This is a genomic window from Mycolicibacterium neoaurum ATCC 25795 (assembly GCF_000691525.1).
GTDB lineage: Bacteria > Actinomycetota > Actinomycetes > Mycobacteriales > Mycobacteriaceae > Mycobacterium > Mycobacterium neoaurum.
Genome location: NZ_JMDW01000027.1, coordinates 12154 through 34358 on the forward strand (window position 1 = coordinate 12154; position 22205 = coordinate 34358).

General features: G+C 66.6%; 22 protein-coding genes and 3 tRNA genes. 8 read left to right on the forward strand and 17 right to left on the reverse strand.

Going from position 1 to position 22205, the window contains the following annotated elements; genetic code table 11:
* Nucleotides 1-111 precede the first annotated feature (111 nt).
* Nucleotides 112-1416: a PE-PPE domain-containing protein gene (locus IC40_RS0125590; protein WP_051644440.1), complete on the forward strand. Its 1305-nt coding sequence runs from the start codon at nucleotides 112-114 to the stop codon at nucleotides 1414-1416.
* 189 nt (nucleotides 1417-1605) lie between these two features.
* On the opposite strand, the gene IC40_RS0125595 is transcribed toward IC40_RS0125590, so the two are convergent.
* Nucleotides 1606-2769 carry a zinc-binding dehydrogenase gene (locus IC40_RS0125595; RefSeq protein ID WP_030137506.1) on the reverse strand — a complete coding sequence of 388 codons (1164 nt, stop codon included), beginning with the start codon at nucleotides 2767-2769 and terminating at the stop codon, nucleotides 1606-1608.
* A gap of 115 nt (nucleotides 2770-2884) precedes the next feature.
* On the opposite strand from IC40_RS0125595, the gene IC40_RS0125600 reads away from it, so the two are divergent.
* On the forward strand, nucleotides 2885-4597 hold the full coding sequence (locus IC40_RS0125600) for an alpha/beta hydrolase (RefSeq protein WP_030137507.1): 1713 nt from the start codon (nucleotides 2885-2887) through the stop codon (nucleotides 4595-4597).
* A 189-nt stretch (nucleotides 4598-4786) separates the two neighbouring features.
* On the opposite strand, the gene IC40_RS0125605 is transcribed toward IC40_RS0125600, so the two are convergent.
* From IC40_RS0125605 to IC40_RS0125615, 3 genes are all read right to left on the reverse strand, one after another.
* A tRNA-Ser gene (locus tag IC40_RS0125605) sits at nucleotides 4787-4877 on the reverse strand.
* Nucleotides 4878-4931: 54 nt separating this feature from the next.
* Nucleotides 4932-5384 carry a nucleoside deaminase gene (locus tag IC40_RS0125610; RefSeq protein ID WP_030137508.1) on the reverse strand — a complete coding sequence of 151 codons (453 nt, stop codon included), beginning with the start codon at nucleotides 5382-5384 and terminating at the stop codon, nucleotides 4932-4934.
* Nucleotides 5381-5899, reverse strand: coding sequence for a tRNA adenosine deaminase-associated protein (locus IC40_RS0125615; protein ID WP_030137509.1), 519 nt, complete (start codon nucleotides 5897-5899; stop codon nucleotides 5381-5383). Before IC40_RS0125615 ends, IC40_RS0125610 begins: the two co-directional genes overlap by 4 nt.
* Before the next feature lie 63 nt (nucleotides 5900-5962).
* Here IC40_RS0125615 and IC40_RS0125620 point away from each other — a divergent pair, with 63 nt between their 5' ends.
* Nucleotides 5963-6940: a prephenate dehydrogenase gene (locus IC40_RS0125620; protein ID WP_030137510.1), complete on the forward strand. Its 978-nt coding sequence runs from the start codon at nucleotides 5963-5965 to the stop codon at nucleotides 6938-6940.
* Here the strand turns inward: IC40_RS0125620 and IC40_RS0125625 are convergent.
* From IC40_RS0125625 to IC40_RS0125645, 5 genes are read right to left on the reverse strand one after another with little or no spacing between them, the layout of a single operon-like run.
* Nucleotides 6903-7487 carry a putative glycolipid-binding domain-containing protein gene (locus IC40_RS0125625; RefSeq protein ID WP_030137511.1) on the reverse strand — a complete coding sequence of 195 codons (585 nt, stop codon included), beginning with the start codon at nucleotides 7485-7487 and terminating at the stop codon, nucleotides 6903-6905. The two genes, IC40_RS0125620 and IC40_RS0125625, sit on opposite strands and share 38 nt — an antisense overlap.
* A 4-nt stretch (nucleotides 7488-7491) precedes the next feature.
* Complete coding sequence (locus IC40_RS0125630; protein ID WP_030137512.1) at nucleotides 7492-8250, reverse strand: ABC transporter permease; 759 nt, start codon at nucleotides 8248-8250, stop codon at nucleotides 7492-7494.
* Nucleotides 8247-8894 carry an ABC transporter permease gene (locus tag IC40_RS0125635; protein ID WP_030137513.1) on the reverse strand — a complete coding sequence of 216 codons (648 nt, stop codon included), beginning with the start codon at nucleotides 8892-8894 and terminating at the stop codon, nucleotides 8247-8249. Before IC40_RS0125635 ends, IC40_RS0125630 begins: the two co-directional genes overlap by 4 nt.
* Nucleotides 8895-10001: an ABC transporter ATP-binding protein gene (locus IC40_RS0125640; RefSeq protein ID WP_030137514.1), complete on the reverse strand. Its 1107-nt coding sequence runs from the start codon at nucleotides 9999-10001 to the stop codon at nucleotides 8895-8897. It abuts the gene before it with no gap.
* An 8-nt stretch (nucleotides 10002-10009) separates the two neighbouring features.
* Nucleotides 10010-10951, reverse strand: a complete 942-nt coding sequence (locus IC40_RS0125645; protein ID WP_030137515.1) for an ABC transporter substrate-binding protein — start codon at nucleotides 10949-10951, stop codon at nucleotides 10010-10012.
* 129 nt (nucleotides 10952-11080) lie between these two features.
* Between IC40_RS0125645 and IC40_RS0125650 the strand changes: the two genes are divergently transcribed.
* Nucleotides 11081-11440, forward strand: a complete 360-nt coding sequence (locus IC40_RS0125650) for a LapA family protein (RefSeq protein ID WP_030137516.1) — start codon at nucleotides 11081-11083, stop codon at nucleotides 11438-11440.
* Here the strand turns inward: IC40_RS0125650 and IC40_RS0125655 are convergent.
* From IC40_RS0125655 to IC40_RS0125670, 4 genes are all read right to left on the reverse strand, one after another.
* A complete protein-coding gene (locus tag IC40_RS0125655; protein ID WP_030137517.1) occupies nucleotides 11437-12459 on the reverse strand; it encodes a phosphotransferase family protein in 1023 nt (340 codons plus the stop codon). The two genes, IC40_RS0125650 and IC40_RS0125655, sit on opposite strands and share 4 nt — an antisense overlap.
* Before the next feature lie 9 nt (nucleotides 12460-12468).
* Entirely contained in the window at nucleotides 12469-13068 is a 600-nt protein-coding gene (locus IC40_RS0125660; RefSeq protein WP_030137518.1) for a histidine phosphatase family protein, read from the reverse strand.
* Between the two features lie 72 nt (nucleotides 13069-13140).
* Nucleotides 13141-15018 (reverse strand): alkyl/aryl-sulfatase, encoded by a 1878-nt coding sequence (locus IC40_RS0125665; RefSeq protein WP_030137519.1) that lies wholly within the window; start codon nucleotides 15016-15018, stop codon nucleotides 13141-13143.
* A gap of 37 nt (nucleotides 15019-15055) precedes the next feature.
* The gene (locus IC40_RS0125670; protein ID WP_030137520.1) at nucleotides 15056-15565 is read right to left on the reverse strand and encodes a metallophosphoesterase family protein; all 510 of its coding nucleotides are present in this window, start codon (nucleotides 15563-15565) and stop codon (nucleotides 15056-15058) included.
* Nucleotides 15566-15662: 97 nt separating this feature from the next.
* Between IC40_RS0125670 and IC40_RS0125675 the strand changes: the two genes are divergently transcribed.
* Nucleotides 15663-18005, forward strand: coding sequence for a putative bifunctional diguanylate cyclase/phosphodiesterase (locus IC40_RS0125675; protein ID WP_036464660.1), 2343 nt, complete (start codon nucleotides 15663-15665; stop codon nucleotides 18003-18005).
* Here IC40_RS0125675 and IC40_RS0125680 read toward each other — a convergent pair.
* From IC40_RS0125680 to IC40_RS0125695, 3 genes are all read right to left on the reverse strand, one after another.
* Nucleotides 17965-18354, reverse strand: coding sequence for a nuclear transport factor 2 family protein (locus IC40_RS0125680; RefSeq protein ID WP_030137522.1), 390 nt, complete (start codon nucleotides 18352-18354; stop codon nucleotides 17965-17967). The two genes, IC40_RS0125675 and IC40_RS0125680, sit on opposite strands and share 41 nt — an antisense overlap.
* 18 nt (nucleotides 18355-18372) lie before the next feature.
* Nucleotides 18373-18445, reverse strand: a tRNA-Arg gene (locus IC40_RS0125685).
* Nucleotides 18446-18486: 41 nt separating this feature from the next.
* Nucleotides 18487-18575 (reverse strand) — tRNA-Ser (locus tag IC40_RS0125695).
* Nucleotides 18576-18681: 106 nt separating this feature from the next.
* Between IC40_RS0125695 and hisC the strand changes: the two genes are divergently transcribed.
* Genes hisC through IC40_RS0125710 form a run of 3 tightly spaced genes read left to right on the forward strand, consistent with a single transcriptional unit; the run spans nucleotide 18682 to nucleotide 21046 of the window.
* Nucleotides 18682-19752, forward strand: a complete 1071-nt coding sequence (gene hisC, locus IC40_RS0125700) for a histidinol-phosphate transaminase (RefSeq protein ID WP_030137523.1) — start codon at nucleotides 18682-18684, stop codon at nucleotides 19750-19752.
* Complete coding sequence (locus IC40_RS0125705) at nucleotides 19749-20207, forward strand: DUF3558 domain-containing protein (protein ID WP_030137524.1); 459 nt, start codon at nucleotides 19749-19751, stop codon at nucleotides 20205-20207. Before hisC ends, IC40_RS0125705 begins: the two co-directional genes overlap by 4 nt.
* A gap of 29 nt (nucleotides 20208-20236) precedes the next feature.
* Nucleotides 20237-21046, forward strand: a complete 810-nt coding sequence (locus IC40_RS0125710; protein ID WP_030137525.1) for a crotonase/enoyl-CoA hydratase family protein — start codon at nucleotides 20237-20239, stop codon at nucleotides 21044-21046.
* On the opposite strand, the gene IC40_RS0125715 is transcribed toward IC40_RS0125710, so the two are convergent.
* Nucleotides 21033-22055: a bile salt hydrolase gene (locus IC40_RS0125715; RefSeq protein WP_030137526.1), complete on the reverse strand. Its 1023-nt coding sequence runs from the start codon at nucleotides 22053-22055 to the stop codon at nucleotides 21033-21035. The two genes, IC40_RS0125710 and IC40_RS0125715, sit on opposite strands and share 14 nt — an antisense overlap.
* Between the last annotated feature and the right edge of the window lie 150 nt (nucleotides 22056-22205).

Consider the following 22205-nt stretch of genomic DNA (forward strand, 5'->3'; position numbering starts at 1 on the left):
GTCGCTGACTCTAATCGCGCTTAAAGAAGTTCGACAGAATTCCGTCCACACGAGCCCTCCGCGAGTAACGTCCCCCGCACATCGTTTTATGGATGATGCGTCGGGGGATGCATGGGGAGATTTTTTCGCACGCCACTGGCGTTGCTCACCGTAATCCTGCTCTCGTCGTGGCTGTTCACCGGCGTGATCACCGCGCGGGTATCGGTGCGGTATGCCGTCGCGCCGAGTGCCACGGTCATCGGCATCGGTGGCCGTGACGACCCTGCCGGCGCACGCATCCCGGATAAGCTGCGCGGAAAGATCGGGCCGCCGGACCACATCTACATCCCCTGCCATTACCCGGCATCGTTGAACATGATCGACAGCGTGCGGGTGGGCATGCCGGTCCTGCTGGACCATCTGGCCGCGACGACGGGTCCGGTGATCATCGCCGGATACTCGGAGGGAACGCTGCTCGCCGAGCAGATCAAGCGGGATCTCAACGCGGCCGCGACCGCACCATCCCCCGGCGACCTCAGCTTTCTGGAGATCGCGGCCCCCTTCATACCCAACGGCGGCATCCTGGCCCGATTTCCATTCCTCGGGATCCCCGGCATGATCCCGGCGATGGGTATCGCGGCCCCCTCGGCGTACGGGACGACCTACGTGACCATGGAGTACGACACGTACGCCGACTTCCCCGCCTATTTCAATCCGCTCGCGCTGCTGAATACCCTGCTGGCCGCGGGCTACGCCCATCCCGACCCGTTCTACGACCCTGTCGATCTGGATTCGCCGACAGTACTCACCAAGGAGGTCGCCAAGCCGGGCGGTGTCGTGGACCGCTACATCCTGGTTCCCAACGAACACCTGCCGCTGTTCGGACCCCTTCGCGACATCGCGCGCTTCCTCGGGCAGTCCCCGTTGGCCGAACGCCTGATCGGCGCCGTCGAACCGCTGCTGAGGGTGCTTGTCGACATGGCCTACACGGACCGTGAAAATCTCAATCCGGATGTCCATCAACCTTTTTCACTCATCACACCGATGCCGAAGATCGTCGAGGCACTGCACGCGATTCCCGGTGCGCTACGCGAGGGGCTGGAGAACCTGACCGGCAGCCGTCCGCCGGCTGTGAGCCGGACCGAGGTGACACCGTCCCCGCCGCGCTCGGAAGTACAACCACCCGATATTCACAGTATCGATACCGATGTCGATGACCTCGCGGCTCCGGCCGAAAACGGTAGGCGCACATCGTTGCTGGAGGACACCGATCGCGGTGACGACCGCGACGACCCAGAGAGCGGCGCCGAGATCGTCGACCGGATCGCCGTCAGTACGCCGCCTTCTGACGCCGAGCCCGATGTCCCGGACGCCGTCGTCGACGATGGATCTGCCGTCGATCAGGACGAACGTGACGCCGGGGCCGAGGCGGCTTGACGACGATGTCGACGATTCAGCCTGGCCAGCAACACCCTTCGGTGCATCTCGAACGACAACGACAGCGGATCACTGAGCCGGAGACGTTTTCGTTTGGTGCCACGCATGGTGAGTCCACTCTGGCACACCCGCGACTACGGACCGGTCCCGCCCGAACAAACTGGCCGTGAACAGATTTCGACGATCCGACTAACCGGGTTCGACTGCCGAACTGGTGGGGTCGATGAGAATCTTGGCGTGCGATTCCGGATCACCCAGCGCGTTGAAGGCCGCCTCGACTCCGTCGAGACCGACGGTCCCGGTCACCAGCGCCGACGCATCGACCTTGCCCTCCGCCAACAGGTTGAGGGTGTCGTGAAATTCCAGCGGTGTGTAGCCGAACACGAAGCGCACGTCGATCTCTTTGCCGATGGCCAACGTCGGACGAAAACGGTCCTCGCCCATGCACACACCGACGACGACCACCCGAGATTGCACCGGCGCGGCCGCCAGCACACCGTCGATCATTCCCGGCACACCCACGCACTCGAACACCACCGGACGTTTCGGCCCGGCCGCGCCGAACGACTCCGCGAGCCGGTAGAGATGCGACCAGCCCGGCACCTTGCGCAGCTTCTCCATCGACCCGACACCCAGTTCGTACAACTGCGGCGCCGCGGTGATCACGTCCTTCTGCCGGTCGAAACGTTCATAGGGCGACTCGACGGCCGGGTCCACCACCACGTGGGCCCCGCATTTGGCGGCCAAGGCACGGCGGCCCGGGGAGAAGTCACTGGCGATGATCGTGCCTACCCCCTTGGCCTTCAGGTGACAGATCACGGCCAGGCCGACCGGGCCGCAGCCGATGACGACGGCAGTGTCGCGGCGGCTGATGTCGCTGCGTCGTACGGCATGCAGCGCGACAGCCATCGGCTCGGTGAGGGCCGCGGTGTCGACATCCAAACCGTTGGGCACCACGAACGTCATCGATGCCTCGGCGAGCACCTGTTCTGCGTAACCGCCGGGGGCCAGTGGTGAGAGTCCGGTCAGGTGCACACCGCCCGCCGCGCGCACCAGTGGGAAGGACACCACGGTGGTGCCGGACTTGAATTCCTTGGCAACTCCGCGACCCTTTTCCACGACCGTGCCGCAGAATTCGTGGCCGAGTACGACCGGCGTGGAACTGTTCATGAAATCCGGATATCCGACGGCGGCCATGACCTCGGTCAGTTCGTCGGCGTGATCCTTGGCATGGATGTCGGACCCGCAGATTCCGCAACGACGCACGTCGAGCAGCAACTGACCGGCGGCAGGTCGCGGTGCCGGCATCTCGATCACCGACAATTCGCCGGCTTTACAACTGACAGCCCTCATGGGGTGATTCCCTTCGTCGATCTTCGAGTATGGCCGTTGCTCGAAACTGCTCGGTTACGCTGTCGCCAGTGTCAATATTCGAGACGGTTCGGTGAGCACAGGGTCAGGGGTCTTCATGGATCGGCTTTCGGCGTGGGTGAGTGCCGGCCTGTTGTCGGCGGGGGTGTCGGCCGCGGTGCTTGCCGGCGCCGGCGTCGCAGTGGCCGACGATACGTCCGACGGGGCGGGCCGCGGGTCGGCATCGAGCCCGGTCAACGACAGTACGCCGCGCACCAAGACCGACACCACGTCGGAGTCTGCCGCCGAGTCGACGTCGACCGACAAGACCGACACCACTATCGGCACCGAGACCGACGACAGAGCCGGCAGTACGACACCGGGCACCGGGCATGAGACCGGATCCGAGCACGAGACCGAACCGGAACTGCAGCCCGAACTCGAGTCCGAGCATGGGGCCGCCCCCGACGAGCACGAGAAGACACCCCCGAGCCGCGCCGGCGAGGCCGAGACCGTTCTCGGGAAGAAGACCCGACCGACCGCCGCGATACCGAGCATCAGCACCCCCGTCGTCGTGGATGCCGAGAACAGCACATCCGCCGAGAACGAGACCGGCACCACCTCGAAGACCGAGCCTTCGGATCCGTTGGTGACCGAGGCCGCCGTGACGGCCGACCGCAGCCACGACCGCGACGGCACGACGGCACGGGTGACGGAGACCCCGGCCGTATCCATGGCGGTCGTGGTCGAGCAGCCGCCCGCCGAACGCGCCTTCGCCCCCTCGGCGCCCAACCTGCTGCGCTGGCTGCAGGGCCTGACCGAAAATCTCATCAAGGGCGTCGGGTCGCTGGTGTTCAACACCATCCAGGCGCTCGAGGCATTGCTGACCGGCCCACCGGCGGTTCCGGTCAACAGCCCGGTCACGGTGCGCACATCCACCATCCTGCTCGCCAATGGCCAACGCGTGCAGGCTAACTGGTACTTCCCCGACGTGCCCGAGGGTGCGCAGCAGCCGGACCGGTTGATCCTGTTGCAGCATGGTTTCTTCGCGCTGGCACCGATGTACAGCTACACCGCCGCGGAGTTGGCGGTCCGCACCAACAGCATCGTCGTCACGCCCACGCTCTCGTCGAACTTCTTCGCCGACGATGACGCGTGGCTCAACGGCGCGGGCATGTGGAACAACATCGCCGAGCTGTTCGTCGGCGACCGGACCGCCCTCAATGACAGTGCCCGCGACGCCGGTTACGTGGGTGTGCTGCCCCAGAAGTTCGGTCTGGCGGGGCATTCCGCCGGTGGTCAGCTCGTCGGCGCCGTCGCCGGATACCTGATGGACAAGGGCGCCGCCGACGATCTCGTCGGGGTGATCACCCTGGACGGCGTGCCCACCGGTTCGGTCATGCCGGATGCGTTGGCCAAGCTGCAGGCCTATGAGGACGCCACCGGACGTTACATCCCGGTCCGTGAGATCGGCGCCCCGCCCAACCTGTTCAACTTCATCAGCAATATCAACGAATCGCTGAACGCGGCGCGGCCCGGCCGGTTCAACGGTGTCGTGCTCGCCGGCGGTGTCCACATGGACTCGATGCGTGGCGGCAACCCGATCGTGCAGTTCCTGGCCTCGGTGCTGGCCGGATTCCCGCAGCCGCAGAACCCGCCGGCGGTCTGGCAGCTCAGCGCCGAGTGGTTCAACGATTGGTTCGACGGTGACACCGACAACGGTGACGATCTGGTACCCGGGTCGACGCTGCCGATCAGCACGCCCGATGGCACCGCCTACGGCGTGGTGCTCGGGCGGTCGGTGCCCACCACCGTCGCCGTCGCCGTCTGAGCGTGCACCCCGGCCAGCTGACGGTCTCGCCGCTCACGGTGGGCAGACTGATCGCCGACCAGTTCCCGCAGTGGGCGGGCCTGCCCGTCGAGCCGGTTTCCGTTGGAGTCCGACGATGACATCGAGGCGGTGCGACACGACCTCGAGCATGAAAACAGCCCCTCACCTGCGTCAGCAGGATCGGGGCTATGGCGGTGGCGGAGGGATTTGAACCCTCGGACGGGGGTTACCCGTCACACGCTTTCGAGGCGTGCTCCTTAGGCCGCTCGGACACGCCACCGGCGGGAAGCTTACCGGGCAGTCGCCGTGAGCCCTAATCGCGTGCCGAAGCAGCTCAGCGATGCCGCGCGAAGAACTCCTCCAACGGCGCCGCGCATTCACGTTCCAACACCCCGCCGCGCACCTGCGGACGGTGCGTCAGCCGCCGGTCGCGCACCACATCCCACAGCGACCCCACCGCGCCGGTCTTGGGCTCCCACGCCCCGAACACCAACCGGCCGACCCGCGCCATCACCAGCGCGCCCGCGCACATCGTGCACGGCTCCACCGTGACCGCCAGCGTGCAATCGGTCAGCCGCCAGCCGTCGCCCAGCACCTGAGCCGCCGCACGCATCGCCAGGATCTCCGCATGCGCGGTGGGATCACGCAGGACCTCGCGCGCATTGGCCGCGCGGGCCAACTCCGTCCCGTCGGGGCCGAACACCACCGCCCCGATCGGGATATCGTCGGGCCCGGCCAGCCGGGCCGCCTCCAGCGCCTGCCGGATCAGCTCGCTGTCGGAGCTCACCGACCCAGTTTGTCCAGCACCGCGGACAGTTCGTCGGCGAAGCCCATCCGCTCGGCGATCGCGGTGATCTGCTCCTCGATCTCGGATTCCTCGTCGGCGATGATCACCCCGAGCACGCCCTCGGGCAGGCCGATATCGGCGAGCAGCCCGAGATCGCCCTCCTCGAACGGGTCGGTGTCCTCCAGGTCCTCGTCGTCGATATCGGCATCGAGGGTGTCGAGGACCTCGGCGGCGATGTCGTAGTCCAGCGCAGCGGTGGCGTCGGAAAGCAGCAAGCGGGTGCCCGCCGGGGCGGGCCGCAGGATGATCAGAAACTCCTCGTCGACGTCGAGCAATCCGAACACCGCACCGGCACTTCGCAGCTCACGCAACTCGGTCTCGGCCGCGGTCAGGCTGTTCAGCGCCGTCCTGCGCAGGGCCGTACACCGCCACTTGCCGTCCTCTCGGACGACCGCGACGCCGAACCCGCCCGGCAGGTCGGCTGCCTGTTGTGCGGTGGCCCGCTGTGCTCCCATGGCCGCTTACGCTAGTCGTCCACCAAGTGCTTGACCAGCGGTCACAGCCAGTCCCCATCAACCATGTGCCAACCTAGAGCGGTGACCGACACACCGGTATGCGTGCTGGGCCTTGGACTGATCGGCGGCTCGGTGATACGGGCCGCCACTGCGGCGGGTCGCACCGTGTTCGGGTACAACCGCTCGATCGACGGGGTGAGCGCTGCCCAGGCCGACGGATTCGATGCCACCACCACTCTCGATGATGCCCTCACGCGTGCCGCGGACACCGATGCGCTGATCGTGCTTGCCGTGCCCATGCCGGCACTGGCCGGAATGCTCGACCACATCCGCTCCGTCGCCCCGGGCTGCGCGCTGACCGATGTGATCAGCGTCAAGGGCGCGGTGCTCCCGGCGGTGGAGAAGGCCGGTCTGCGATCGCGTTTCGTGGGTGGGCACCCGATGACCGGCACCGCGCACTCTGGCTGGTCCGCGGGCGACGCAGCCCTTTTCGTCGGTGCCCCGTGGGTGATCAGCGTCGACGACGATGTCGACCCGGCCGTCTTCGATCAGGTCATGCGGCTGGCCCTGGACTGCGGTGCGGTGGTGGTGCCTGCGCGGTCCGACGAGCACGACGCCGCCGCGGCCGCCATCTCGCATCTGCCGCATCTGTTGGCCGAGACGCTCGCCGTGGCCGCTGCCGATGTTCCGCTGGCGTTCGCGCTCGCCGCCGGATCGTTCCGGGACGGCACCCGGGTCGCGGCGACCGCGCCGGATCTGGTGCGCGCCATGTGCGAGGCCAATGCCGACCATCTGGCGACCGGCCTGGACCGGGCCATCGAACTGCTCACCGATGCCCGTGACCACCTGCGCACCCACACTTCGGTCGCCGAGCTGGTCGAGGCCGGCCATGCGGCCCGGGTCCGCTACGACAGTTTCCGTAGGCCCGACATCCTGCATGTCACCATCGGCGCCCCGCAGTGGCGGGACGAACTGGCCGCCGCCGGACGGGCCGGCGGAGTGATCAGATCCGCGCTGCCAGTCCTGGGTAGTCGAGGATGAAGCCGTCCTCGTCGACGGTGACGGTGGTCTCGGCGACCGGCGATTTCAGTCCGAACCCATCCGCCTCACGCGTGTAGGTGATGTTCTCCAGCTCCACGCTGAGCTCCGGCAGCCGCACATAGACCACCGGCAGGGTCAGCGACTCGGGGCCGCCCTTGTGCAGTTCGTTGCGCCGGATCGGGAGCGCGTTGAAGAACGGGCTGAACACCACGTCCACATCGAGCGCTCCGTCGAACGCGGCGCGGCTGGTCTGGTTCTGGTGATCGCGGACCAGCCACATGCCCTCCTCGTCCCTGGCGATGGAAAGCTGGCGTTCGCGCTCGGCCAGCGTCATCGTCAGTGACAGCCGCTTGGTGGCACCCACTTCGTCGGTCACCAGGTCATAGGAGGCGCTGAAGGCAGGATCGGTTGACGTGGCAGCCGACACGATGCGGCCGTACGCCTTGATCCGATTACCGGAAAGCTGTATCCGCACCGACTCCATCCGCGGCACATCGTGTGCTCGCCACGTCAGGATCGCCGGCCACGCTTCGGCTGGTTCAGTCACCCTCCTACCGTATGCGACGGCCCCCGGGCTCCGTAGCCACGTTGGAGGATTCCAATGCCACCTCGTCGTCGAGCAGAGGCTGGGGCAGATCGGTCGACCTGGCGAACCGGTCGGCGCCGGGCTGGGACAACCACACGGCGGCGGCCAGCAGCGCGTCGAGCATCAGCGCCAGCAGCGTAACCATCAGCGCACCCACCAGCGCCAGATAGAACTCTCGAACCTTGATCCCGTCGATCAGGTACCGGCCCAGGCCGCCGAGGCTGGCATAGGCGGCCACCGTGGCGGTCGCCACGATCTGCAGCGTCGCGGTGCGCAGACCGCCGACGATGAGCGGGAGTGCGTTGGGCACCTCGACCCGGAACAGCACCTGGCGTTCGGTCATCCCCATCGCCCGCGCGGCGTCGACCACCGACGGTTCGACGGCAGCGATCCCCGAGTACGTACCCGCGAGCAGCGGCGGGATGCCCAGCAGCATCAGCGCGACCGTCGGGGGAATGAGCCCGAGCCCCCACAACAGCACCCCGAGCAGCAGCACGCCGAGGGTTGGCAGGGCGCGCAGCGCATTGACTCCGGTGACCACCAGGAAGGTCCCACGCCCGGTATGTCCGATGATCAGGCCGACCGGAACCGCGATCAACGCCGAGAACACCACCGCGATACCGGTGTACTGCAGGTGCTCGACGATCCTGATTCCGAGACCGGCAGGGCCCGTCCAGTTCTGCGCCGTGAAGATGAAAGCCAGCGCCTCGTGCAGGAAGTTCATACCGCACCGGCCTTCGCTCGAGTCCACGGGGTGATCGCCTTGCCCGCCAACAGGATCAGGGTGTCGACCACCACCGCAAGGACGAAGATCGCGATGATGCCCGCGATGATCTGGCCGCTCTTGTTGGCCTGGTACCCCTCGGTGAACCAGGTGCCCAGTCCGCCGATACCGATCACCGAACCCACCGACACCATCGAGATGTTGGTCACCGCGACCACCCGCAGGCTGGCGACGAGGATCGGGATGGACAGCGGGAGTTCGACTTTCACCACCCGGGTGAACGGTCGGTAACCGACGGCGGTGGCCGCGTCGCGCACCGCGGGCGGGACGGCGTCCAGCGCCTCGGGCACCGCACGGACCAGCAGGGCGGTCGTGTACAGGGTCAGCGCCACGATGACGTTGGCCTCGTCGAGGATGCGGGTCGGAATGATCAGCGGTAGCACGACGAAGAGCGCCAGCGACGGGATGGTGAAGATGATGCTGGCGGTGACGGTACTGACCCGGCGCAGCACGGTGGTGCGCTGCACCAGCGCACCGAGGGGCACCGCGATCAGCAATCCGAGCACGATCGGCACCAGGGACAGCCGCAGATGGATCAGCGTCAGCGTCCACGCGTTGTCGAGGTGGGTGAGCAGATACTGCATCTACCCGGTCCGCCGTTTGCGCTCATCGTCGATCGCGGCCAACACATCCTCGGCACGGATTCCGCCGAGCACCTGGTCGTTCTCGTCCACCGCGACGCCGAGGGCCGCCGGTGACGACAGCGCCGCGTCCAGCGCCAACCGCAATGTGCCGTCCGGCCGGAACAGCGAGCCGCCCGCGATGGTGCTGTCATAGAGCGAACTCCCGCCGCGGTGCAGGTCCACCCCCTCGGCGTTGATCCACCCGTACGGCTCGCCACCGGGTTTGGTCACCAGCACCCATTCACCCGGTCCGAGATCGAGTGCGTCGATGCCGGGTTCACCGACGTGCTGGATATCGTGCATTGGCAGGCCGTTGTGGCGCAGGAACTGCAGACCGCGGTAGCCGCGGTCGGCGCCGACGAACCCCGCGACGAAATCGTTTGCCGGATTGGACAACAGGCGCTGGGGCGGATCGAACTGCTGCAGGACGCCCCCGCGACCGAACACCGCGACCTTGTCCCCGAGTTTGAGCGCCTCGTCGATATCGTGGGTGACGAAGACGATGGTCTTGCGCAGCTCGCTCTGCAGCCGCAGGATCTCGGTCTGCAATTCCTCACGCACGACGGGGTCGACCGCGCTGAACGGCTCGTCCATCAGCAAGATCGGCGGGTCGGCGGCCAGCGCCCGGGCCACCCCGACGCGCTGCTGCTGACCACCGGAAAGCTGCGCCGGATAGCGTTGCGCCAGTTTGGGATCCAGCCCGACACGTTCCAGTACACCCAGCGCGGCCTTGCGTGCCTCACGTCGCGACTGCCCCTTGAGCACCGGGACGCAGGCGACGTTGTCCACCACCCGCTGATGCGGCATCAGGCCGGCGCTCTGGATGACGTATCCGATGCCCAGTCGCAACTTCACCGGATCGACCTTGGTGACGTCTTCCCCATTGACCGTGAGCGTTCCCGAGGTGGGATCGATCATCCGGTTGATCATCCGCATGGAGGTGGTCTTGCCGCACCCGGACGGCCCGACGAAGGCGGCGAGCGTGCCCTCGGGGATGTCGAGGGTCAGATTGTCGACCGCGACGGTGCCGTCGGCATAGGTCTTGGTGACGGAGGTGAAGGTGATCATCGGCTCACTCACTTCCCCGGCAGGGGTTGGTCGAATCCGTTGTCGGCGATCCACTTCTGCGCGGCCTCGTCGGGGTCGACACCCGAATTCCCCTCCACCGATCCGTTCAATTCGATCAGGGCCTCGGTGCTGAGCTTGGCACTGACGGCATCGAGGACCGTCTTGAGCTCGTTCGACATCTTCTGCGAGGCCACCAGCGGCACCACATTGGCGGCCAGGAAGACGTTCTCCGGATCTTCGAGCACCACGAGGTTGTTCTTCTCGATCGCCGGCGAGGTGCTGAAGATATTGGCCGCGGTGACGGTGCCGTTTGTCAACGCCTGCACCGTCGCCGGCCCGCCCCCGTCACTGATGGCGACGAAGTTGGCGGGCGCGATGTCGAGTCCGTACTTCTGCTGCAATCCCACCAAGCCGGTCTGGCGGGTCTGAAACTCCGACGGCCCACCGACTTTCACCTCGGGCGAGCGGGCCGCCAGATCGGCGATGGTCTTGAGATTCCATTCCCTGGCGATGGTCTCGGACACCGCGAGGGTGTCCTTGTCCTCGGCCGGCGACGGGTAGAGGATCGCCAGATCACCGGGAAGGGCGCGCAACAATCCCAGCAGCACCTCATCGGAGGTGGTGGCGGTTGCATCCTTGTCGAAGTACTGCAGCAGATTGCCGGTGTACTCCGGGATCAGATCGATCGAGTGGTCCTGCACGGCCGGGATGTAGGTCTCCCGGCTGCCGATGCCGAACTGCCGGCTGATGGCGAAGCCGTTGGCCTCCAGCGCCTGTGCGTATATCTCGGCGATGATCTTCGACTCGGTGAAATCGGCCGAGCCGACCGCGATGGTCTTCAGATCCCCCGATATCTGTCCACCGCCGAGTGGATTGGAACTTCCGCAACCGGCACTCACCAGGGTGAGCAATGCTGCGATGAAGACAGCGAACCGTTTCCTGCAGCGCATACCGTCCCCTCAGGTGGCTGTGTGACGCCTGGCAATTCCTTCGACATTAACCGGCGTCGGCACGACATGCCGCGCTTTGGTTCACCGTGAGGTGGTTTGCCAACGCCGCGTAAGGGGCAAGATAAGACCATGACGACCGACCCGAACGCACTGCCATACGAACCAGAGCAGGCGCACCAACCCGTTGGCGCATCGGAGCCGGTCCCGCCTCCCGAGGACAACGTCAAATTCACCAGGGCGGCAGCCCTGTGGACCTCGCTGATCATCGGTTTCCTGGTGCTGATCGTGTTGCTGATCTTCATCGCCCAGAACACCGATCAGGGCACCTTCCACTTCCTCGGCTGGAACTGGACGCTGCCTCTGGGGGTGGCGCTGCTGCTCGCCGCGGTCGGCGGCGGGTTGCTCGCGGTCCTGGTGGGCGCGGCGCGCATCGTGCAGCTGCGCATCGCGGCCCGAAAGAACCTCAAAGCCGCCAGGCGCGTGACCTAGATAAGTTTCAGTCCTTCGGCCAGCAGCGGACCCACGGCCGCACCGACACCGCCGTGGGTATCGCCGCTCTCCCTGGCACGGAAGTCGATGCCCGCGGCGATGATGGCGATCTTGAAGTAGGCCAAAGCCATGTAGAAATCCCAGTTCTGCAGTTCCTGGCCGCTGGCCACCGCATACCGCTGCGCGAGCTCGTCGGCCGACGGCAGCAGCGGTGACGTCCATGCCGCGCGCATCCCGAGGACATCGTCGAAATTGGGGTTGCGGTACACACACATCAAGGCTGCATCCGAGAGCGGATCACCGAGTGTGGACAACTCCCAGTCCAGCACAGCCCGCACCACTGTGGGATCCGAAGCGTCCAGAATGGTGTTGTCTATGCGGTAGTCCCCGTGCACGATGGACGCCCGCGGGCTGACCGGAATGCGTTCCGCCAGAGCCGAATGCAGTCGGGTGACATCGCCGTCACGGGTGTCGTCGGCGAGGCGGACATGCTCCCATTGCGACCCCCACCGGCGCACCTGCCGTTCCAGATAGCCCTCGGCACGGCCGAAGTCACCGAGCCCGACAGCCTCGGGGTCGACGGCGTGCAGATCGGCCAGCGCCGTGATCAACGACGTCACACAGCCGTCGATCACGCCGGCTCCGCCGGTCTGCTGCAGCGCCTCCAGTTCCGCCGCGCTACGGACCACGTTGCCGTCGACATTCTCGACCATCTGGAACGGTGCGCCCAGCACCGAGTCGTCATTGCGCATGGTGACCGCACGGGCAACCGGCACGGCGGTCCCGGCCAGCGCGGCGACCACTTTGTACTCGCGGGCCATATCGTGGGCGGACGGGGTCAGACCGTGCAGCGGCGGACGGCGCAGCACCCAGGCGGACTCGTCATCCCAGACCCGGAAGGTCAGATTCGACCGTCCACCGGAGAGCAGTTCGGCGCGCAGCTCACCGGCGCGGGCGATGCCCTCGGCACGGAGGTGGCGATCAAGGGCGTCCAGGTCCAGGCCGTCAAGATTGGTCACGCGAAATGTTTACCACTGCGCATTTCGCGGCAGCAGATCCCATACGTGTTCGGTGCTGTTGATCGCCGCCACCGACAGTCGGCCGCTGCGCGAGGACAGCACCCGGGTGACGCCGGCATAGTCCACCTGGACCGATAACAACCGCTCGGTCTTCATGACCCGGTGCACCACTGCGTTGATGACGCCACCGTGGCTGAAGAGGGCGACGGTGTCGTCGTGGTCCGAGCCGGCGATGATGTCCTCGATGCCCGCCCAGATCCTGGCCTGGAATGCGTCGGGATCGACGTCACCGGGTAGCTGGCCGTTGATCAACCGCTGCAGATCCTCCTCGGAGGCCTGTTCGATCGGCGTGTAGTGCGACAACCCGTAGTCGTACTCGGCGAGTCGCTCGTCGATGTCGATACCCAGCCCTAGCGCGTCGGCCACCGGCCGTGCGGTCTGCTGCGCGCGCCGCTGCGGGCTGCTGACCAGCCGGCTGATCGGGAAACGGTTCAGCGCCTCGGGCAGTCGCGCCGCCTGGGCGATACCGTCGGCGGACAGATCGGGATCGGAACCCGCACCGGGCTCGCTGCGTAACGGCAGCGCGTGCCGGACCAGAAGCAGTTGCACCGTGACACCATATGGCGGGCGACCGTCGACGATCCGACCGACCGTCACCCGGCCCCGACCACCCGGTGACGGCTATGGGGTGATGATGTCGAAGTTCGGGTCCGGTCGGTCGAGCACCCCGAGCAGGGTGCCCAGCGCCCCGGCGTCGCCGGTGAACTCCACCCCCGGCGAGTCGCGGTCGCCGGCGGCGAAGGCCAGCAGCCTGGCCTTGGTCGCGAAGGTGACGGTGGCAGTTGCGGTCGCCGGGTCGGCCGCAACGCGCCGGTACACCAGCACCCCGTTGCGCAATGTCAGCCGGTAATCGGCGCCCAGGTCGACGAACGTCACGTCCAGCGTCAGGTCCAGATCCCAGGCGCGCGGTCCGTCGATGTTGATGGCCAGGGTGTCGAAGATCTGTTCCGGGGTCAGCTGGGCCAGCATGGTGGGCGCCGTCGTGGTGGTCGGGGTGCCGAAGTTGCCCTCGCGCAATTCGGTTGCCCCGGAGAGGAAAAAGTTCCGCCATACCGCGTTTTCGGCACCGTAGGCCAACTGCTCCAGGGTGTCGGCATACAGTTCGCGCGCCGCCGCATGGTGTTCATCGGCGAAGATGGCATGGTCCAGAAGGGTTGCCGCCCAACGATAATCTCCGGACTCGAAAGCGGTACGCGCGATGTCGACCACCCGGTCCAACCCACCCATCGCCTCGACATAGCGCGGGGCGGCGGCCTCGGGCGGGTGCTGCCAGAGCCGGGCCGGGTTACCGTCGAACCAACCCATGTAACGCTGGTAGACCGCCTTGACGTTGTGGCTGACCGAACCGTAGTAACCGTGCGTGTGCCACGCCTTCTCCAGCGCAGGCGGCAGCTGGAACGTCTCGGCGATCTCGATACCGGTGAACCCCTTATTCAGCTGTCGCAACGTCTGGTCGTGCAGATAGGAGTACAGATCTCGTTGTAGCGAAAGGTATTCCACGATGTTCTCGCGCCCCCAGGTGGGCCAGTGGTGGGATGCGAAGACGACGTCGGTGCGGTCGCCGAAGGAGTCGATGGCCTCGGTCAAGTACCCGGCCCAACCGTGCGGATCGCGCACCAGGGCGCCGCGCAGGGTGAGCAGGTTGTGCAGATTGTGGGTGGCATTCTCGGCCATGCACAGCGCGCGGAACTGCGGGAAGTAGAAATGCATCTCGGCGGGGGCCTCGGTGCCCGGTGCCATCTGGAACTCGATCTGCACACCGTCGACGGTGTGGGTCTCGCCGGTGCTGCGCACGTCGATGGTGGGAACGATCAGGGCCACCTCGCCGAGCGAGGGCGCCTGCCCGAGACCACACCCCACCTGGCCCTGTGGCCCCCGCGCCAGCACCGCGCCGTACATGTAGGCCGCCCGGCGGGTCATCGCCGTGCCGGCGTACACGTTCTCCTGCACGGCGTGTTCGACAAACCCCTCCGGCGCCAGCACCTGGACGCGGCCGGCGTCGACGTCGGCCTGGCTGGTCACCCCGAGCACGCCGCCGAAGTGGTCGACGTGACTGTGGGTGTAGATGACCGCGGTGACGACGCGCTCGCCGCGGTGCGCACGGTAGAGCGCCAGGGCTGCCGCAGCGGTTTCGGTCGACACCAACGGGTCGATGACGATGACCCCGGTGTCGCCCTCGATGAAGCTGATGTTGGACAGGTCGAGCCCGCGCACCTGGTAGATGCCCTCGACCACTTCGTAGAGCCCCTGCTTGATACAGAGTTGGGATTGCCGCCACAGGCTGGGGTGCACGCTGTCGGGCGCATCGGCCGCCAGGAACCCGTAACTGTCGTTGTCCCACACGACCTTCCCACCGGCTCCGGTGACCACACCGGGTTCCAGCGCGCCGATGAAGCCGCGGTCGGCGTCCGCGAAATCGCGGTTGTCCTCGAAGGGCAGGGTGTCCCGGTGCGCGCGGTTGGCGGCGGCGATGAGATCGCTGGGCGGCTTGGAGTTCATGCCCGTGAGACTGCCACGCAGTAGCGGCGTGCGAGCGCTATCGAACCAGTTTGTGCAGTTCGACCGGGCCCAGCACACCGTCGGCCAGTTCGGCCGTCATATAGGTGCAGTGCGGCTGCCGTCGACGGTCGGTGGGTGAGCCGGGATTGAGCAACCGCAGCGTCCCGCCGCCCGGCCTGTCGACGGTGGTATCCCAGGGGATGTGGCTGTGTCCGAACACCAGGACGTCGGTATCGGGATAGGCGCGCGCCATGCGATTGTCCCGACCGGCCGCCGCACCGGTCTCGTGCGTCACGGTGAAGTGCAATCCGTCCAGGACGATATCGGCGCGTTCCGGCAAACGCGCCCGCAACTCGTCGCCGTCGTTGTTGCCCCAGCACGCGATCAGCTGCCGTGCCCGGTCGGACAACCGGTCCAACAGCTCGACCTCGATCCAGTCCCCGGCATGGAACACGACATCGGCCACCTCGACCGCGGCCCACACCTCGGCAGGCATATCGCGGGCGCGGGAGGGCAGATGGGTGTCTGAGATCAGCAGCAGCCGCACCGGTACGAGGGTAGCGCAACGCGCGTGAAGCGAGTTGCTGGAGGGACTGCCACGAAATGCCGTCTCAACAGCCAAAACTCGCTCTAAACTGCATGTAATGCCCACTTCCAGAACGAACTTCGGTTACGCCACAGGTGTGGCGGTTTACCTGCTGTTCGTTTGCTGGTTGATTCTCGGTTGGGGCGGACCGCAGGTAACGGCAACCGTCGGGTCGCTCGGCTTCGTTGCGTTCTGTGCAGCAACGTGCGCGTGTACGGTTGCCGCGGCCATATCCGGCCGCGGCAGCATCCGGCTGGCATGGTCGGCGATGACCGTCGGCTTCCTCGGTTGGGTCCTCGGAAGTACCGTCGATGCCTACTACGAGGTGCTCCTCCACCAGGCGCCACCGTTCCCCTCTATCGCCGATATCGGATACCTCGCGCTGCCGCTGTCGGTGGTGGTGGTGTGGCTGCTGCGCACCACCACGGACCCGCTGTCGATGTTCCGTCAGTTGATGGACGGTCTGGTGATCGCGTCGGCGCTGTTCGTGGTGGTGTGGGTGGCGGTGCTCGACCGCCTCTTCACCATCGGTGAGCGCAGCACCGTGGACGCCGTGCTCACTGCCGTCTACCCCATCTCAGCGCTCACCATGGTGACGCTGTCGATGTTGGTGCTGACCGTCGTTCGCCCCGGGCGGCGTCAGGTGCTCGGTCTGTTCACCACCGGACTGGCCGCCATCGCCCTCGGGGAGGTCGCCGAGCTGTACGTCCAGATACACGACGACGTCGACGCCACCAGCGTGTTCCCGATCATCAGCAAGGTGACCGGGCTGCTGATGGTCTCGGCCGGCGCCTATATGTCGGCCCAGGACATCCGGACACCGCGCCGCGACGACCCCCGCCCGTCACCGATGACCATCATCTGGCTGCCCTACGCGCCCATGCCCTTCGCGGTCATCGCGGCGGTGGCACACCTGTGGCCCGACCCCGACATCCGGCCGGTGCTGCTCGGCTCGACGATCCTGGTGATATCGGCACTGATCCGGCAACTGACGGTCCTGGTGGAAAACCGCCGCCTGCTCGACGAGGTGGCCGCCCACGCGTTCCAGGACCCGCTGACCGGACTGGCCAACCGGCTGCTGTTCACCGACCGACTCGAACAGGCCGTCGCCGGGCAACGCCGCGGCGGACGCCCCACTGCGGTGCTCTCGCTGGACCTCGACGACTTCAAGCTCGTCAACGACAACCTGGGTCACCATTCCGGAGACGAGTTGCTGCGCGATATCGCCGGACGGTTGGTGGCCTGTCTGCCTTCCGGCCAGACGGTGGCACGTCTCGGTGGTGACGAGTTCGCGGTCATCATCGAGGACGGTTCGCCATCTGCTGAAGAGGTTGCCGCGGCGGTGGTCCACGCCTTCGACGAGGTGTTCGATCTCGGTGGGCACGAGGTGTACATCCGACCCAGCATCGGCCTGGCCGTGGCGAGCCGGACCGACGATGTTCCCGTCGGCACCGAGGAACTTCTTCGGCAGGCCGATATCGCGATGTACGTGGCGAAGCGCTCCGGCATCGGCGGCGTGCAGGTGTACACCGCCGGAATGGAACTCGCCGACGCCGGCACCCGCTGGGAGGAGGACACCGCGCCGACCCGGATGGTGCCGGAGATCACCCTGCTCGGACAGTTGCGCCGGGTCGTCGACAGTGGGGCGCTGCGCCTGGCCTATCAACCGCAGATATCCCTGGCCACGGGCGAGATGATCGGTGTCGAGGCACTGGTGCGTTGGCCACATCCTGAACTCGGGGTTCTCACCCCGAACCAGTTCCTGCCGCTGATACGCCGCAGCGGATTGATGGGAGCGATGACCGACCTGGTGGTGGAGCAGGCCGCCCGCGACGCGGCGGCCTGGCATCGGCTCGGTGGTCGGGAGATTCCGGTGTCGGTCAACCTGTTCGCACCGTCGTTCGACGACGCCACGCTGCCCGAACGCATCGGCGCGGTGCTGGCCCGGCACGGATTGACCCCGACGTCGATGACGATCGAGATCACCGAGCATTACCTGCTGGCCAATGTGCGGCAGGCACGCAACGTCATCGAACAGCTTCGGGCGGCCGGATTCCGGGTGTCCATCGACGATTTCGGCAGCGGCTACGCCACCATGAGCTACCTGCGCGACCTCCCGGTCGACGAGCTGAAACTGGATCGGCACTTCGTGTCGCCGATGCTGAGCAACACCAGGGCGGCGGCCATCGTGCACTCCATCGTCGCGCTCGCCCACACCCTTGGCATCACCAGCGTCGCCGAAGGGGTCGCCGACGCCGATACCGCAGAGCTGCTGCGCGGTTACGGTTGCGCGGTGGCCCAGGGCACATACTTCGGCGAGGCGGTCTACGCCGAGGAGTTGCCGGTGACCGAGCGCGGTATCACCGGGCCTGCCCAAGAAGCTCCGCCATCCGCGGTATGACGGCCTGCAGCCCCTTCAGCGGTCGGATCATCACCTTGAAGGACGCGATCTTGCCCTCGTCGTTCCAGTGGATCATGTCGATACCGTCGACCGTCACACCGTCGACGGTGGCCTGGAACGCGAGGATGGCCGAACGGTCGCTCTCCCACTGCTCGACATAGCGGAAGTCGGTACCCCCGAAAAGCTGTGCCGCGGCGTTCAGATACGTGGCGGTCAGCGCCTTGCCCCGTTGTGGGGTGAACACCGCCGGGGAGTAGAAGACGGCATCGTCGGCGAGCTGGTCGTCGAGGACCGCGGGGTCGTGGTCGGTCATGAACTCGATCCAACGTTCCAGATGCGGAGAACACATGCCTGCATACTGCCTGAGTGCGCCCGAAGGGATTCGAACCCCTAACCTTCTGATCCGTAGTCAGATGCTCTATCCGTTGAGCTACGGGCGCCTGGTCGTGCTATTCAATTCGGTACTGCTGGTCAAACTCGGCGGAGGCGAGAGGATTTGAACCTCCGGTCCCCGGTAAGGGGGACAACTCATTAGCAGTGAGTCCCATTCGGCCGCTCTGGCACGCCTCCTGAACGATCTGAGGGTACCGGACCCCCGGAACCGCCGAGCGCACAGATTACACAGGCTGCACGGCGGAAGGCAAAGCGCGAGTACGCGCACCCCTAGAATGGCTGGGTGACCGCCCGTCTGCGACCCGAGTTGGCCGACCTCCCCGCCTACACCCCCGGTCGCACGGTGCCCGGCGCCATCAAGATCGCCAGCAACGAAACAGTCGACGGTCCGCTGCCCGGTGTGCTGGATGCGATCAGCGCCGCCGCCGCCGGTATCAACCGCTATCCCGACAACGGTTACCTCGATCTGCGTGAGCGGTTGGCCAAGCACGTGGACGATGGGGCATTCGCCCCGGAGAACATCTCGGTGGGCGCCGGGTCGGTGAGCCTGTGTCAGCAGCTCGTCCAGATCACCTCGACCGTCGGCGACGAGGTGATCTTCGGTTGGCGCAGCTTCGAGATCTACCCGCTGCAGATCCGCACCGCGGGTGCGACGCCGGTGCCGGTGCCGCTGAAGGACCAGACCCACGATCTGGACGCCATGCTGGCCGCCGTCACCGACCGCACCCGGTTGATCTTCGTGTGCAATCCGAACAACCCGACCTCGACCGTCGTCGACCCTGACGCGCTGGAGGCCTTCGTGGCCGCCGTCCGCTCGGACATCCTGATCGTCATCGACGAGGCCTACGTCGAGTACATCCGCGACGGCCTGCTGCCCGACAGCCTCGGCCTTGTCAAGCGTTACCCGAATGTGGTTGTGCTGCGCACCTTCTCGAAGGCCTACGGGCTGGCGGGCCTGCGCATCGGCTATGCCGTCGCCGACCCGGATATCGTCACCGCGCTGGGCAAGGTGTACGTGCCGTTCACCGCCACGACCATCTCCCAGGCCGCGGCCATCGCATCGCTGGACGCCGCCGACGAACTACTGGCCCGCACCGACGCGGTGGTGGCCGAACGGGCAAGGGTGAGCGCGGCACTGCGGGAGATGGGCTATGAACTGCCGCCTTCGCAGGCCAACTTCGTCTGGTTGGTCATCCCGGGGCGCACGGACGATTTCACCAACGCCGCCGCCGACAATCGGCTCCTGGTCCGGCCCTACGGCCAGGACGGCGTCCGGGTGACGGTGGCCGCACCGCACGAGAACGACGCGTTCCTCGCGTTCGCCCAGCAGTGGATCCGAGGTGAGCGGTCGTGACGCGGGCGACCAGGCGGGCGACGAAGGTGGCGGGCAGTGCGCTGATCGCGCTGGGGCTGCTGGCCGGCTGCGGACGCACCACCGAGGGCACCGTCGCGATGACCACCGAGCCCGGTCCGCCGCTGACCACCACGACCAGTGCCCGTCCGCCGGTCATCCCTGGTCTGCCGGAGATTCCCGGCCTGCCCGATATCACCATCCCGGGATTCCCCACCCGAGGCTCCAACGTCCCCGATGTCCCGCCGCCACCCGATGCCCTGACGATGACGTGCGCGGATTACAACCAGCTCGACGAGGCCAACCAGAAGGCCGTCGTCAACGCGATCCTCAAGGGCGAGCAGTCGATCCTGGGCCCGGACAACATCGAGATCGCCACGTCGCTCGCCGATGCGGTGTGCCAGTTCCTGACCGGCAGCACAGTGCGTGAAGTGCTGCTGGGTGGCCCCGTCCCCTAGGCATCCGCACCCGGGGTTAGCCTGCACGCATGGCTTACGAATCCGTGACCGTGGACATCGCTGATCACGTCGCCCGAGTGACACTGATCGGCCCCGGCAAGGGCAACGCGATGGGGCCCGCCTTCTGGGCCGAGATGCCCGAGGTATTCGCCACCCTGGACGCCGACCCCGAGGTTCGCGCAATCGTGCTCACCGGGTCCGGCAAGAACTTCAGCTACGGGCTTGACCTCGCGGCGATGGGTGCCACCCTGCCCGGGCTGGATGCCGGCGCCAAGGCCCGGCATGAGTTCCACAAGACGATCCTGACAATGCAGCAGGCCATCAGCGCGGTCGCCGATTGCCGCACCCCCACCATCGCCTCGGTGCACGGTTGGTGCATCGGCGGCGGGGTCGACCTGATCAGTGCGGTCGACATCCGTTATGCCAGTGCCGATGCCAAGTTCTCGGTCCGTGAGGTCAAGCTCGCGATCGTCGCCGATGTGGGCTCGCTGGCCCGGCTTCCATTGATCGTGTCCGACGGGCATCTGCGCGAACTCGCGTTGACCGGCAAGGACATCGACGCCGCGCGCGCCGAGAAGATCGGACTGGTCAACGATGTGCACGCCGATGCCGACGCGTCCCTGGCCGCCGCGCACGCCACCGCCGCCGAGATCGCCGCCAACCCACCGCTGACCGTGCACGGCGTCAAGGACGTCCTGGACCAACAGCGCATCGCCCGGGTCTCGGAGAGCCTGCGCTATGTGGCGGCGTGGAATTCGGCGTTCCTGCCGTCCAAGGATCTCGGCGAGGCAGTCACCGCGATGTTCGGCAAGCGCGCCCCTCAATTCACCGGGGAGTAGCCGAGCCCTTCAGCTGATCCAGCAGCTGCATGGACAAGAACGTCATCGGACCCTTGTCCTCGAACCTGTGCGAGACGTTGCCCGCGATGCCACCCTGCACCGCGAGCTCACCGATCAGGTCGAGCTTGAGCTGCGGGCTGCCTGCACTGAAGTCGAGATCGGCCAGATCCACCCAGACGATATTGGGTCGGGTGGTCGACTCATAGACATAGCGCTTCCTGGTCAGATCCAACACCACCTGCCAGATCGTCTGCGACGCATCGGGTTTACCCGGGTCCGGGACCCGGAAGGGCTGGGCGGCGTTGCGGATCACCGACAGCATCGCCGCGATCGCCTCGACCTGACCGGCCGGTTGCGGAAGGCGGCTCGCGTAGTAACTTGCCCTCGCGAAGCGGGCGGCGGCCTCGGTGGAGCCGGGCAGCGGCTCGCTTCCGCCCAGTCCGGTGAACGCCTTGACCAGTTCGAGCTGCTGGTCGAAGGTCGGCGAGTTCGTCATCACGCGGTACGCGCGGTCGTGATAGACCTTCGCCTTGCCGTCGATGTACTCGATGATCGCCGAATCGCCGGTGGCATCGTCGAGGGCCAGATGGATGGCCGGCGGTACCCCACCCGTGGGGTCGTCCATCTGTACGACCTGCACATCGGACTCGGCGATCCAGGCCACCGCATCGGCGACCGTGGCGAAGTTGTCCAGGAAGTACTGCAACCAGATCGCCTGGCTGAGCTGTGTGCGCCCGGAATCGGGTTGTCCGTAGGTGGATTCCGCCAGCCACAGCACGTGGCCGGCCAGACCGGCCTCGTTGAGACCGTCGACGGAGATGATGTCGAAGGCCGTGGCGATGACGCTGCCGTACTTCGAGGTCCAGGTGAGCTTGCCGGTGACGCCGTCGTCACGGGTGACCCCGCGCGGCTGCTTCCACAGGTTGGTCATCAGGTCCTTGTGGAAGTCCATGTTCCGTCCCACCAGGACGGCTCCGTCGGCGTCCGGCCAGATCACTCGGGTGCACATGCGCGACAGCCTAGCCAGCAGCGGGCCGCGGCAGTTCAGCCTTGGGTGAGTGCGCCGCGCTCCGAGCGGCCCGGTGTCACAGCGACCACCGCGCCGGGCATGAGGAGCAGTCACCTCGGGTACACGGGCAGGCGCGCGGAGCCCGGGAGC